12 protein-coding genes are annotated in these 13,145 nt (G+C 67.5%); 6 read left to right on the top strand and 6 right to left on the bottom strand.

Annotation, left to right across the window (positions count from 1 at the left end):
• The first annotated feature begins 2 nt into the window (after positions 1-2).
• Both CAL28_RS13570 and CAL28_RS13565 read left to right on the top strand, forming a co-directional pair.
• A complete protein-coding gene (locus CAL28_RS13570) occupies positions 3-1,517 on the top strand; it encodes a class I adenylate-forming enzyme family protein (RefSeq protein WP_254926115.1) in 1,515 nt (504 codons plus the stop codon).
• Positions 1,518-1,619: 102 nt separating this feature from the next.
• Positions 1,620-2,609: a Bug family tripartite tricarboxylate transporter substrate binding protein gene (locus CAL28_RS13565; protein WP_094841873.1), complete on the top strand. Its 990-nt coding sequence runs from the start codon at positions 1,620-1,622 to the stop codon at positions 2,607-2,609.
• On the opposite strand, the gene CAL28_RS13560 is transcribed toward CAL28_RS13565, so the two are convergent.
• Positions 2,551-3,489 (bottom strand): LysR family transcriptional regulator, encoded by a 939-nt coding sequence (locus CAL28_RS13560; protein WP_094841872.1) that lies wholly within the window; start codon positions 3,487-3,489, stop codon positions 2,551-2,553. The two genes, CAL28_RS13565 and CAL28_RS13560, sit on opposite strands and share 59 nt — an antisense overlap.
• 154 nt (positions 3,490-3,643) lie before the next feature.
• On the opposite strand from CAL28_RS13560, the gene CAL28_RS13555 reads away from it, so the two are divergent.
• A complete protein-coding gene (locus CAL28_RS13555; RefSeq protein WP_141218185.1) occupies positions 3,644-4,654 on the top strand; it encodes a TauD/TfdA family dioxygenase in 1,011 nt (336 codons plus the stop codon).
• 106 nt (positions 4,655-4,760) lie between these two features.
• On the opposite strand, the gene CAL28_RS13550 is transcribed toward CAL28_RS13555, so the two are convergent.
• Positions 4,761-5,531 carry an IclR family transcriptional regulator gene (locus CAL28_RS13550; RefSeq protein WP_094841870.1) on the bottom strand — a complete coding sequence of 257 codons (771 nt, stop codon included), beginning with the start codon at positions 5,529-5,531 and terminating at the stop codon, positions 4,761-4,763.
• A gap of 118 nt (positions 5,532-5,649) precedes the next feature.
• Here CAL28_RS13550 and CAL28_RS13545 point away from each other — a divergent pair, with 118 nt between their 5' ends.
• Positions 5,650-6,453, top strand: coding sequence for a hypothetical protein (locus CAL28_RS13545; RefSeq protein WP_094841869.1), 804 nt, complete (start codon positions 5,650-5,652; stop codon positions 6,451-6,453).
• A gap of 66 nt (positions 6,454-6,519) precedes the next feature.
• Here CAL28_RS13545 and CAL28_RS13540 read toward each other — a convergent pair whose 3' ends face one another.
• Positions 6,520-7,212, bottom strand: coding sequence for an SDR family oxidoreductase (locus tag CAL28_RS13540; RefSeq protein WP_094841868.1), 693 nt, complete (start codon positions 7,210-7,212; stop codon positions 6,520-6,522).
• Positions 7,213-7,294: 82 nt separating this feature from the next.
• Between CAL28_RS13540 and CAL28_RS13535 the strand changes: the two genes are divergently transcribed.
• Both CAL28_RS13535 and CAL28_RS13530 read left to right on the top strand, forming a co-directional pair.
• The gene (locus CAL28_RS13535; RefSeq protein ID WP_094841867.1) at positions 7,295-7,885 is read left to right on the top strand and encodes a TetR/AcrR family transcriptional regulator; all 591 of its coding nucleotides are present in this window, start codon (positions 7,295-7,297) and stop codon (positions 7,883-7,885) included.
• 152 nt (positions 7,886-8,037) lie between these two features.
• Complete coding sequence (locus CAL28_RS13530; RefSeq protein WP_094841866.1) at positions 8,038-9,348, top strand: cation:proton antiporter; 1,311 nt, start codon at positions 8,038-8,040, stop codon at positions 9,346-9,348.
• Positions 9,349-9,402: 54 nt separating this feature from the next.
• On the opposite strand, the gene tcuB is transcribed toward CAL28_RS13530, so the two are convergent.
• From tcuB to CAL28_RS13515, 3 genes are all read right to left on the bottom strand, one after another.
• On the bottom strand, positions 9,403-10,653 hold the full coding sequence (gene tcuB, locus CAL28_RS13525; RefSeq protein WP_440588384.1) for a tricarballylate utilization 4Fe-4S protein TcuB: 1,251 nt from the start codon (positions 10,651-10,653) through the stop codon (positions 9,403-9,405).
• On the bottom strand, positions 10,640-12,055 hold the full coding sequence (gene tcuA, locus CAL28_RS13520) for an FAD-dependent tricarballylate dehydrogenase TcuA (protein ID WP_094841864.1): 1,416 nt from the start codon (positions 12,053-12,055) through the stop codon (positions 10,640-10,642). Before tcuA ends, tcuB begins: the two co-directional genes overlap by 14 nt.
• A gap of 81 nt (positions 12,056-12,136) precedes the next feature.
• Positions 12,137-13,057, bottom strand: a complete 921-nt coding sequence (locus CAL28_RS13515; protein ID WP_094841863.1) for a LysR family transcriptional regulator — start codon at positions 13,055-13,057, stop codon at positions 12,137-12,139.
• Between the last annotated feature and the right edge of the window lie 88 nt (positions 13,058-13,145).

Below are 13,145 nucleotides of genomic sequence, written 5' to 3'. Positions count from 1 at the left end.
CCGTGATCCGACAGCAAAAAGCCGCCGTGCAGAGCGACATCCCGGAAAGCAACCTGGTCGCGGCCTTGCGCCAGCGTTGGGCCGATCCGGCCAGGCGCCAGTCGCCCGCCCTGGTCCATGAAGACGAAACGCTGTCCTATGGCGAGCTGTCCGAACAGGTGGCGGGCATCGCCGGCTGGCTGCGCGAGCGCGGCGTGCGGCGCGGCGATTTCGTCGGTCTCGCGATGGCCCGTTCGCCGGCGCAGATACTCGCGCTGCTGGGGGCGCTGGCGGCCGGTGCCTGTCCCTGCCCGCTGGAACCGCGCATCTCGGCCGAAGAAACCCGCCGGCGCGTCGCCGCCGTGAGGTTGGCCTGGATGCTGCACGATGCCGCGCATGAAGAACTGGCCGCGGCGTGCGGCCTGCCCGCCGCCCGGCAGCTGGCCTGGGATCGCCGCGACACGGATGCCGCGCCGGGCTGGGACACCGGCGTCGCGCCCGGCGATCCGGCGCTGCTGCTGTTTACGTCCGGCAGCACCGGGCAGCCCAAGGGCGTCCTGCTGAACCAGCGCGGCCTGCTGAGCAACGCGCGCGGCGTCGCGGCGCACACCGGCTTGCGGCCGGACGACCGCCTGCTGCACGTCATGCCCCTGCATCACACCAATGCCATCAACAACCAGGTATTGGCGCCGCTCTACGCCGGCGCGGCGGTCGTGCTGGGCGGCCGCTTCCGCGCGGAAGACATGCCGGGACTGATGGCGCGCCATCGACCGACCATTATCACCGGCGTGCCCACCATGTATGCGCGCATGCTGGAGCTCGACTTCGGCGCCGCCGATCTGGCGCGGCTGCGCTTCGCGCGCTGCGGCTCGGCCCCAATCACCGAAGCCCTGCACCGGCGCATCGAGGATTTCCTGGGCTGCCCGCTGGTGGTTTCCTATGGCTTGTCCGAGGCCACCTGCACATCGACGATAAACCCGCCCCACGCGCGGCGCATCGGCACCGTAGGCACCGTCCTGCCGGGCCAGCGCGTCTTCCTGCGCCGCCCGGACGGCAGCATGGCCACGCAGGGCGCGGAAGGCGAGATCTGCATCGCCGGCGATAACCTGATGACCGGCTATATCGGCACCGCCGAGCCAGGCATCCGCGACGGCGTGTTGCGCACGGGTGACCTGGGGCGCTTCGACGCGGAAGGCTATCTGAGCATCACCGGCCGCATCAAGGACGTCATCATCCGCGGCGGCGAAAACATTTCCCCATCGATGATCGAACGGGCCCTGGCCGCCCTGCCCGCCGTGGCCGCCTGCGCGGTGGTGGGCGGGCCGCACGCCGACCTGGGCGAAGTTCCGGTGGCCTTCGTGGTGGCCAGGAACGGCGCCATCGACGAAGCATCGCTGCGCGGCGAAATGCTGCGCGTGCTGGGACGCATCTATGTGCCGGACCGCTTCATCGCCGTGGAGACGCTGCCGGAAAACGCGGTCGGCAAGGTGGACCGCGCCGTGCTGGCCGCGCGCTTGCGCGCGGAGGCGGCCGGGTAGCAGGGAGCACGCCGACACGGGACCGGAAAAGCAGTTGCCATGCCGCGTCAAAGAAACGCGGCGCATACACAAGCCCCCAAGGGGTACTGAAGGAGACTCATCATGCATCGACATTGGCGTACCGCCGCGGGCGCGATCGCGCTTGCCCTGTGTTCGGCCGCCGCGCCCGCAAGCGCGCAGACGGACAACTATCCATCCCGGCCCATCAAGCTGGTGGTGCCCTTCCCTCCCGGCGGCGCCAGCGACGCGGCCGGCCGCATCTATGCGCAGTACCTGACCGACAAGCTGGGGCAGACCGTGGTGGTGGAGAACCGCGCCGGCGCGGGCGGCGAGATCGGCGCGGACCACGTCGCCAAGTCGGACCCGGACGGCTATACCCTGCTGTTGGGAGCCCTGGGCAGCCATTCCATCCACGCGGCGCTGGGCGAAAGCCCATATAACCTGGGCAAGGCCTTCGTCGGCGTGTCCATGGCGTCCACCGTGCCCATGGTGGTCGCCGTCAACAGCAAGGTGCCGGTGAAGTCGGTGGCCGAACTGATCGCGCTGGCCAAGGAAAAGCCGGGGAAACTGACCTTCGGCTCCGCCGGCCCCGGCACGCCGCAGCAGATGGCGGTCGAGTTGTTCAAGGCGGACACGCATACCAACCTGCTGCATGTCCCGTACAAGGGCAGCGGCCCGTCGGTCGCCGCACTGTTGGGCGGCCAGGTGGATATCGTCTTCGAGACGTTGCCCGCCCTGCAGGGCAATATCAACACCGGACGCATCCACGTGCTGGCCGTCACCAGCGCCCAGCGCTCGCCCAGCATGCCGGACCTGCCCACGCTGCAGGAGGCAGGCGTGCGCGGCTACGACGTCACCAATGCCTACGCGGTGCTGGCACCCGCGCGCACGCCCAAGCCTATCGTGGATAAGCTGGCAGCCGCCATGAAGCAGGTCGGCGCCATGCCGGAGGTCCAGCAGAAGTTCCGCCAGCAAGGCGCGGAAGCCGTCACCACCACACCGGAACAGACCACGCAGATGCTGCAGGCGGAACTCAAGAAGTGGACCGCGGTCGTGCAGGCCGCCGGCGGGAAGGAGATCGCGAAGAAGTGAACGGAAATTCGCTGGTTTCGCGCGCCAGTTCGGCAATGGCGCCGACCAGCGGGTCCAGTACGTCGCGCTTGTGGACGGCGACGAACTGCACGGGGGGCAGCGCCGGCCGGGTCTCGATCAGGCGCAGCCGCCCGGCGTCCAGGTCCGCGCGGCACGAGCGCAAGGGCAGCAGGCTGACGCCCAGTCCCGCCATGGTCAGGTCGGCCAGCACCCGGACATTGCTGCACGACACCACCGGCTGATAGGAAGCCTGGCCGGCGCTGAACCATTGTTCGATCACGGGATAGTGATGCGATGCCTCCGACAGGCCCAGCACCGGCAGGTCCGCCAGCTCGGCCGGCGTCAATGCGTGGCGAGGCAGCGCCAGCCCCGGCGGCCCCATCCAGACAAATTCGTCGTAGCCCAGGGCCAGGCATTCCAGGCGCGCGCCCTGCACCGGTCCGGTCGCGATGGCCAGGTCCAGTTCGCCGCTGGCCAGGCGTTCGACCAGCGGCGTGGTCAAGGCGATCTCCAGCTGCACGGTGACGGCCGGAAAACGCTGGCGCAATGCGGCCAGCAACCGCGGCAACCAGGTCATCGCCACCAGCCCCGCCACGCCGATGCGAACGATGCCCCCCGCGCTGCCCGCATCGCCGATGTCGCGCGCGATGTCGGCGGCAAGCTCGACCATCCGGCGCGCGCGGGCCAGCAAGGCCCGGCCTCGCGGCGTCAGCACCGCGCGATGGCCGCTGCGGTCGAACAAGGGCACACCCAGGGAAGCTTCCAGTTCCCGCATGCGGGCGGATATCGTCGACTGGGTAGCGTGCATGGCCTGCGCCGCGCCGGCGAAGCTGCCGGTGTCGACGATCCTGATGAAGGTTTCCAATTGGCGTATGTGCATGCGCGCGCTCCGGATCGAAGGACTTTACATCGAAGTATCCGATGAAGTTGATTAAAAATAAATCGCTTTCTTCGATCAAACAGCCAGCCTAGACTGTATTCGAACCGTGCCCCCCGCCACGCATCGCACGGCCGAAAAAAATCTGGAGGAAGACATGGGCGCCATCGAACGCATTCTTGCCGAACATCACGACGAGTCCATCCGGGCCCGCGACACGCCTTTCGAGGGCCCCGTCGTCTGGCGCCGCGATACGCTGGCACCGGACGACGGGATCATCGCCCTGGACGCGGGCAGCCGCCGGGAGCTGGACGAACTGGTCGACACCCTGCGGCGCAATCCGCTGGCGACGCCGCTGCTGCACCTGGACGACTTCGATCTGCCCGCCTGCCGCGCGATGATGACGCGCGCGCGCGCCATCCTCGAACATGGCGTGGGTTTCGTGATCGTCGACAAGCTGCCCATGGACGACTACACCATCGACGAAGCGCGCGCCGTTTATTGGCTGCTGGCGCAGATGGTGTCGCGACCGGTGGCGCAGAGCTGGGACGGCAAAGTGATCTATGACGTGCGCGACATGGGCAAACCGCCCGGCAACGGCGTGCGGCCCGACATCACCAACGCCGAGCAGAACTTCCACACCGACAATAGCTATAACCTTTGCCCGCCGGATTACGTGGCCCTGCTATGCCTGCGGCCGGCCATGGAAGGCGGCATCAGCAGCATCGTCAGTTTCTATTCGGTCTACAACGAATTGCTGGCCTCGCATCCGGATCTGATCGAACGGCTGTACCAGCCCTACCTGTTCGACCGCCAGCGCGAACATGCGCCGGACGACGCCCGGCTGATCAGCCATCCCCTGTTCCAGGCGCACGAAGGCCGCACGCTGTGCCGCCTGTCGCACCGCCACGTCGTCACCGGATACGAGATGGCCGGACAGGAAATGGACGACCTGACCAAGACCGCGCTGTACACCCTGGAATCCATCATGATGGAGCCGCGGTGGTCGCGGGAATTTTTCTTCGAGGCGGGGCAGATCCAGATCGTCGACAACACGCGCCTGGGGCATCGCCGCACGGGCTTCGTCGACTATCCGGACGAGGACCGCAAGCGCCACCTGGTCAGGTTGTGGCTGCGCAACCGCGGGCGCAGGTTCTATAACGGCTGAGGCGCGACCTCGCCGCCATGCAGGCCGCTCGCCGTTGCGGGAACCGGCGCTGCGCGGGCGGCGGGCGGCCGCACCGCGATGGCGCCGGCGGACCGGCCGCGCCCGCTCAGGCGGCGCCGGCCTGCGCCGGCGGCCGATATCCCATCAATTCGGAAACCTCGGCGGCGCAGGCCGCCACCACCGGCGCCAGTTCGCGCATGCGCACGGCGTTCAGGCGTTCCAGCGGACCGGATATCCCCAGGGCCGCCACCGGTTGCGCCAGGCTGTTGAAGATGGCGACCGCGACCCCGCCCACGGTCGCCCGCCACTCGCCCCGATTGGCGGCATAGCCCTGGCGCCGTATCTTGCGCATTTCCTCTTCCAGCGCATCCACGGCCACCAGCGTCTTGGGCGTATGCGCCTGCAGCACGCTTGCGTATCGGGCGATATAGCCTTCCGGCTGATGCGCGAGCAGCACCTTGCCGGTGGCCACCGCGTACGCGGGAGCCCGCCCGCCCACATACGAATACGCCCGCACCGGCTGTGGACTGTCGATCTTGTCGATATAGACCACTTCGATGCCGTCCAGCAGCGACAGGTGCACGGTTTCGCCCGACTGTTCCGCCAACCGCGCCATTGCCCGCTGCGCCAGTTTGCGCACGTCCATCTGCGCCAGCTGGCGCGCGCCCAGCTCGAACAGCCGCACCGTGGCCCGGTATTCGCCGCTATCCTCGTCCTTCACGATGTAGCCGGCATGCGCCAGCGTCTGCAGGGTGCGATGGGTATTGCTTCGCGTCAGGCCCACCCTGGAGGCGAGTTCCTCGATGGTGCGGGGCCGATGATCGACCTCCGTGACGGCTTCGAGCACCATCAGCCCCTTCAATAGCGTCTTGTCCATAAGTCCGGTTTTATGACCCTTCAATGCGCCGCATCGGCTGGGAGGCACGGCGCGCGGAACCTTCGGTTGCTTCCCGTAACGGAACGCGCGCCTTTTATCCTGCCCTTCCAAGGTCGCAATGATGATCTTCATCAGCCCATCGATCAACAACTCCCCTTTGTCAGCTTACATCCCGCCCGAGCAGGCCGATGTCTACGTTACCCGCAGCGTCCTCGATCAGGCGGTGGCGGCGATCGAACGGGCCGGCGGGCCCCACGCCCCCGTGCCAGCCTCCGGCGGCATCGAACTGGATCCGCGGCTGGCCACCATACTCGATACCTACGTCCGCGATGCCCAACCCGGCGAAGACCGTGCGACGGCGCGAGCGCGGATCGAAACCGCCATTGCCCAGGGCAAGGAAGCCGCTTTGTCATTGAAAGGCCTGGGTCTGCTGACGGTCCCGCCCGTCATTCCGAACGTCATCAGCCTGGATCTGTCGGACAACCGGATATCCGAACTGCCCCTGCTTCCCTGCGATATCCAGGTGCTGCTGGTGGCGCGCAACCGGCTGCGTAGCCTACCTAACCCATTGCCGGCGCAGTTGGTCCAGCTGGATGTGTCCCACAACTACCTGGCCTCTCTGACGGAAACGCTATCGGACCGCGTGGTCCATGTGGATGCGCGGGACAATGGCCTGCTCGCATTGCCGAACCGGCTGCCGCGCGAACTTCGTGTACTGCACGTCACGCAGAACCGCGTGGATTTGACGCAAGCCGCCGCCGATCGACTCGCGAAACTATCGGCGCGGCGCGTTTACGATGCCGTGGCGGGGGCGCCCGCCGCCACCGCCCTGCGCGCGGCGAAGAAAATGAGCGGCCGCCAATGCGGCGCGAATCTCGATGCGCATTTCGTGCTTATCCCCCCGATCGAGACCGCTGCCTGACCGCCGCGCCGCACGGGTACGGCATTTCGCCGTCCCGGCCGCGCATCCCGGCCGCCTACAGACCGCCTACAGATAGGCAGCCGCGTCCAGGCTCAGGGAGGCCTTCACCGTGCGGCTGGTGTCATCGATAAGCAGTTCGGGCCGCTCCTCGCGTATTGCCTCGACGATCTTTCCCGCCGCCACGGACGGCGCCGTCTTGGGCGCGTCGAGCCTCGCCACCATGTCGGTATCCATATACCCGACGTGTACGCCCGTGACGCGGATGTTCTGCTCCTTGAGCTCCCGGCGCATGCCATTGGTCAGCGCCCACGCGGCGGCCTTGGAGGCGCTGTAGTGCGTAGAACCTTCGATCGCCAACCAGCTGAGTACGGAAAGCACGTTGACGAACGTGCCGCCGCCATTGCGGGCCAGGATCGGCGCGAAAGCGCTGCTGACATTCAGCACGCCGTAGAAGTTGACGTCGAACAGGCGCCGGATGCGATCCGGCGCATCTTCGCTCAGGGCCGTTCCGGGCAAGGAGATCCCGGCATTGTTGACAACGATTTCCACGTCACCGCAACGCTGGGCCGCTGCCCGCACGCTGGCGACATCGGTCACGTCCAGTTCGACCGGCACCACGCCGGGCAGATCGACGCTGCCCGGGTCGCGCGCGCCCGCATACACCTTGGCCGCGCCCGCTTGCAGCAGTGCCTGCGCGATCGCCTTTCCCAGCCCTCGATTCGCGCCGGTCACCAGCGCCACACGTCCTTTGATTTCCATGATTCACTCCGATAGATGTTAAGCGACATCTAATTAGATGTCAGGTATCATCTAAGTGTCAACGACTTTTTGGTGACCCGCCATGCGCAAATCCCGTGAAGAAACCGCCCGCACCCGCGCGCGCATCATTGCCGCCGCGGGTCAGGAGTTCCGCCGCAACGGCATCGCCGCGACCGGCCTCGCCGGACTGATGCAGGCCGCCGGGTTGACCCACGGCGGTTTCTACAAGCACTTCTCGTCCAAAGAGGAATTGGTCGCCGAGGCCTGCACGCAATCGATTAACGGCGTCCTGGACGCCTTGGTGGAACGCGTGGCCCAGGAGCCTCCCGCGCGGCGGCTGGACACCTTCCTGGCAGCCTACTTATCTGCCGCCCACCGCGACGCCCCGGAAAATGGCTGCGGCCTGGCCGCCCTGGGAAGCGAACTGGGCCGCACGGGCGACGCCACGCGCACGGCGACCACCCAGGCCTTCGAACGCATGGTCGACATCGTCATCCAGTATCTGCCGGACCCCAACGCGGCCGGCGCCCTGGCCCGGGCACGCACGATCGTCGCCACCCTGATCGGCGCCGTGGCCATGGCCCGCGCGGTCAACGACGTGGCCTTATCCGACCGCATCCTGGACGACACCCGCGCCAGCCTCGTGGCCATGGCGGGCGCAACGGCGGCGTAGCGCGATCGCCCATACCGCGTCGTCCGGACGCCCCACGGCGCCGCGGCGCCGGCGACGGGAAAGGATGGGCATGGCGCGTGCTGAAGCCCCGCCGATGCCGCCGGCAAGCGTACGCCTCGCGCCCGCGGGGGCAGCACAAGGACATCTCCCCAATGACCGAAGCCATCTGGTATGTGCTGGTCGGCGCCCTGCTGATCGCCATGGCGCTCGCCCGCAACGTGATATCGCGGCTGCCCATCACGGGCGCGATGATCTATCTGGCGGTCGGTTTTGCCATCGGCCCGGCCGGCGCCGGGCTGCTCGACGTCGATCTCTATCGCGACACGCATACCCTGCGCGTCCTTACCGAAGCGGGCCTGATCGTGGCGCTTTTCGCGATCGGCCTGCACCTGCGCGCTCCGCTCGGCCATCGCATATGGTCGCCGCCCTTTCGCCTGGCCTTGCCGGCGATGATCATTACCATCGCCCTGATGGCGGCCGGCGCTTACTTCGGCCTGCACCTGCCTCTGGGGCCGGCCATCGTCCTGGGCGCCGCGCTGGCCCCGACCGACCCCGTGCTGGCCAGCGAACTGCGGCCCCGCGAGGCCGGCGACGAGGATCCGCTGCGCTTTTCCCTGTCCGGCGAGGGCGGCGCCAACGACGGCGCGGCCTATCCTTTCGTATTGCTGGGCGTCATGCTCTGCGCCGTACCGCCCGAGTCGCTGGACCCGGCGTGGAAACTGACCGGCCGGCTGGCATGGGGCATCGCCGCCGCCGTGGCCATCGGCTGGGTGATGGGCACCGTCACCCAGACGCTGGTCGCCAGGCTGCGCATCCGCTACGCCAAGGCGCTGGGCTTCGAAGGCTTTCTGGCCCTGGGCCTGATGACGGCCTGCTATGGCGTGACGCTTCTGGCGCACGGCTACGGTTTCCTGGCGGTGTTTTGCGCCGGCGTGGCGTTGCGCCGCCGCGAGATGCGGGCCACCGGACAAGAAACGCCGCGCGAAGTGCTGCAGGACGTGCCGCGCGGCGAACGCCGCCAGGCGGCCAAGGACCCGCAATTGGCGCATGCCTACCTGGCGGAATCGATGATGGCGTTTTCCGTGGAAATGGAACGCATCGTCGAACTGGCGCTGATGCTGCTGATAGGCAGCGTGATCTCGGCGCATTGGCGCGAGATGCTGGGCTGGACGCCGCTGGCCATGATCGCCCTGCTGTTCTTTGTCGCGCGGCCGCTGGCGGTGCAGGCGGCGATGGCAGGCACCGGCGCCCCGTGGCGCGAACGGCTGGTCGCCTCCTGGCTGGGCTTTCGCGGCGTAGGCACGTTCTACTATCTGCTGTTCGCGCTGGAACACGCCACCGACCAGATCAAGCCCCTGACGCCCATCCTGCTTGGCGCGATCACGCTATCGGTCTTCGTGCATGGCGTCTCCGCCTTGCCGGTGCTGACCTGGTACTACCACGAAAAGCCGATCGAGGAATAGCAAACGGGGCGGCCGCCATGGCAACCGCCCCGTTCGTCCCACGCGTTTTTCCGGTCAGTCCGAGCCCAGCTGCAGCGAATTGGGCTGCCGCTTCTCGATATTCCACTTCAACAGCGCGGCGCTACGGTAGATGCCGTGGGCGAACTTGCTGTACGGCAGCGTCAGGAACAATGCCATCACCGTCCCCAGGTGAATGGCCAAGAGCAGGCCCATCGCGCCGGTATCGCGTCCGGCCAGCAGGCCCAGGCCGGTCAGCGAGATCAGGAACAGCAGCACGATGAAACCGCGGTCCATGGGGCGTTGGGCGACGTCGCCCTGTTCCGGGTGGCGGCGCAGGTTCAGCCAGAGCAGGCCCGCCGGCCCGATCAACAGGCCGATGCCGCCGAGGGTTCCCAGCAGCACGGGCGCGCTGAAGAAGGGATACGGCGCGTGATAGTCCAGCAAGTAGTGATACAGCGTGGCCACGCACGTCGCGGCGAAACACAGCATGAAGCCGTAGAACGTGAAGTGGTGGAAGCGGCGGCGCGCCAGCGTAAACGCGTCGTCGCTCTCGTTGCAGCCCTTGCCGTGGCCACCGTCCAGGTAGCGCAGGCGCAAGGCATCGTGCGCGGCCTCGGCCACGGCCGGTCCGCTTGCCTTGCCGGGCGACACATTGCGCCAGAAGCGCGTCACGCCTATGCCCAGCGCCAGGATGGCGAACAGGAAGACGACACCGAACATCAGCGCCAGCGTGTTATGCGGAAAAATGGCGTAGAAGTTGCCAGCCAGCGGCGCATGGATCAAGGAGCCGGCCGACGCCATGGCCAGGACCAGGAACAGGGCAAGCATCGCGGCGGTCGCCAGCGACAGGGTCAGGCCGTTACGCTTGTACAGCGAACCGAGCGCCGCGGGCCACGCGTAATCGGTGTAGGTCTGGACCCGCACCTTGGCCATGGCTTGCGGCACGTTGACGCCGAATTCATGCGGCGGCGCGTACTGGCATGCGTGCAGACAGGCGCCGCAGTTGTGGCACAGATTGGCCAGGTAGTTCACGTCGGCCTTGCCGAACTCCAGCCGGCGCGTCATGGCCGGGAACACCGCGCAGAAGCCTTCGCAGTAGCGGCAGGCGTTGCAGATCTGCATGACGCGCGCGACTTCGGCTTCGTTATCGGTGGTCGGCGCCTGCGCGCCGGCACGCACGAACTTGACGGGCGTTTCCTTCATGGCGCTGTGGCCCTCGGCCGTGCGGGCCGGGGCGACCGAGGCGTCGGGCGTAACGATGTGCATGGCGCCCGCCTGTTTGACGAGGGCTTCAAGCTGTTTCAAGGGCGGCTCCCATGGATGATTTCTTTCCGGCGGCCAGCGCCGCCTGCGTACCCGCGATCCGGCCGAACGCCGTGCCGATCGACATGCCGACCCCGGCGGTATACCCCTTGCCCAGCACGTTGCCGGCCATCATTTCGCCCGCGACGAACAGGTTGTCGCTGGGCTCGCCGTTGAAATGCACGGCAGCCTGGTCGTTCACCTTCAGGCCCAGATAGGTGAAGGTAATACCGGGGCGCAGCGGATAGCCGAAGAACGGCGCGCGGTCGATGGGCCGCGCCCAATGCGTCTTGGCGGGCGCTATGCCCTCGGTGTGGCAATCGTCCAGCTTGGTGTGGTCGAAGGTCCCGACGCGGCAGGCGGCGTTGTATTCGCGCAGCGTCTGCATGAAGCGCGCTTCGTCCAGGCCCAGCTTGCGGGCCAGTTCTTCCAGCGTGTCGGCCTGCGTGCCCGGGAACACCGGCGGCATGAAGCGGCCGACGGCCTTGGCATCGATGATCGAGTAGCCGATCTGGTCCGGCTGCCCCGCCACCAGGCGTCCCCAGATCGCATAGCGCTTGGGCCAGAAATCCTCGCCTTCGTCATAGAAACGCTGCGCATCGCGGTTCACCACCACGCCCAGCGAAACGCAGTCGATGCGGGTGCAGATACCGCCGTCATACAAAGGCGCGCGCGCGTCGATGGCCACGCAGTGCGATTGCGATGGATCGCCGATGATGTCCGCGCCCGCGTCCATCATGAATTTCAGCAGCACGCCCTTGTTGAAACGCGTGCCGCGGATCAGGAAATTGTCCGCCGGCCATTCGCCGCGCTCGTTCTGGCCCCAGGCCTCGCGCAGCCATTCGCGGTTCGACTCGAAGCCGCCGGCCGCCAGCACGCAGGACTTGGCCTCGATGCGCTCCTGGCCGACGAAGGCGGCAACGAAGCGGCCGTCGCGCAGCTCCAGGCGCTCGACCGGTGCGTTGTAGCGCACCTGCACGCCCAGCGCTTCGGCGCTGCGGTAGTAGGCGTTGACCAGGGCTTTGCCGCCACCCATGAAAAACGCGTTGGTGCGCGCCACGTGCAGCGCCCCGGACAGCGGCGGCTGGAAATTCACGCCGTGCTTGCGCATCCAGGGTCGACAGGTCGACGAGGCGCGGATCGCCAGGCGCGCCAAATGTTCGTTGGTGATCCCGCCCGTGACCTTCAGCAGGTCCTGCCAGAACTCTTCCTCGGGATAGGCTTCCACCAGGACATCCTGCGGCTCGTCGTGCATGCAGCGCAGGTTGCGGGTGTGCTGCGAGTTGCCGCCACGCCATTCCTTGGGCGCGGACTCCAGCATCAGGACGCTGGCGCCGGCCTCCCTGGCCATCAGCGCAGCGCAAAGGGCGGCGTTGCCGCCGCCGATAACCAATACATCCCACATGGCTTTCTGGCCCTCCTTGGACAGGTGCGGACTGTAGACCAGAAACCCTTCCCCCGTAAGGGCAAATATTTCAATAGGTCTTCACGAATTCTGAAGAGTCGCGCCGGGCCAGCCCCCTTCCTGCACGAGTGCGCGGGCGACGTCCCCCAGGACGACCCGGGCTGCCAACCCCGCCGGGGAAAGTTCGTCTTCAGGCAAACTGACGAGCAGATTCTTGCGATGCAGGTCCGCGCCGGTCAGCCAGATCCGCCCCAGGGTGGGATCGGCCGCCAGGGCGGCGCCGGGCTGTATGGTGGCGACGTGCCCTACCCTGACCATGGCCATCAAGGTCGCCAGGCCATCGACCTCGGCCACGATGTCGGGCTCCATGCCCAGGCGGGCGTAGGCGGTGTCCACCAGGTTGCGCAACCCGTGCGCGGCGCTGGGCAGTACCAGGGGCACGCCGGCCAGCTCGCGCAGGCCGGCCGTTTCGGTGCCCGGCCAGTTGGGCGTGGTGGGCTGGCCGATCAGCACCAGTTGCTCGTCCAACAGGGGCAGCACCGTCCAGCGCTGGGCCGCATCGGTGTTGAAGACGATGGCCAGGTCGACCTGCCTGGCGTTCAGCATCGCGGCCAGGTGACCGGACAGGCTCTCTGTCATGCGCAGCCGCACGTCGGGGTAGCGCTGCTGCATGGCGTGGATGAAACGCGGCGCCAGCACCGTGGCCGTGGTAGAGGCCAGTCCCACGCTGACCTGCCCCGCCAGCCGCGCTTCGCGCGCCGCCATGGCGGCGGCATCCGCGTGGCGTATCGCCAGTTGGGCCTGCCGCAGGAAGGCGCGGCCGGCGTCGGTGGGAACGACACCGGTGGAAGTCCGTTGCAGCAGGCGCGTGGCCAGCTCGCTTTCCAGCCGGCTGATCTGCTGGCTGAGCGCCGACGTCACCACGCCCAGCTCCGCCGCCGCCCGCCCCATGCTGCCCAGTTCGACGATGCGCGCGAAGGCGCGCAGTTGCCGCAGTTCCATTGAAGTCAGAGATGAATCCCGCAAGCACGCATTGTGGCACGCCGCCGGAACGGCTTCACGGCCGGCGCGGGCCCTGGGAATTACCCGT

Source organism: Bordetella genomosp. 11, from assembly GCF_002261215.1.
Lineage (GTDB): Bacteria > Pseudomonadota > Gammaproteobacteria > Burkholderiales > Burkholderiaceae_B > Bordetella_C.
The sequence above is the reverse complement of the archived record's forward strand: the minus strand, read 5'-3'. Positions and strand labels throughout refer to the sequence as shown.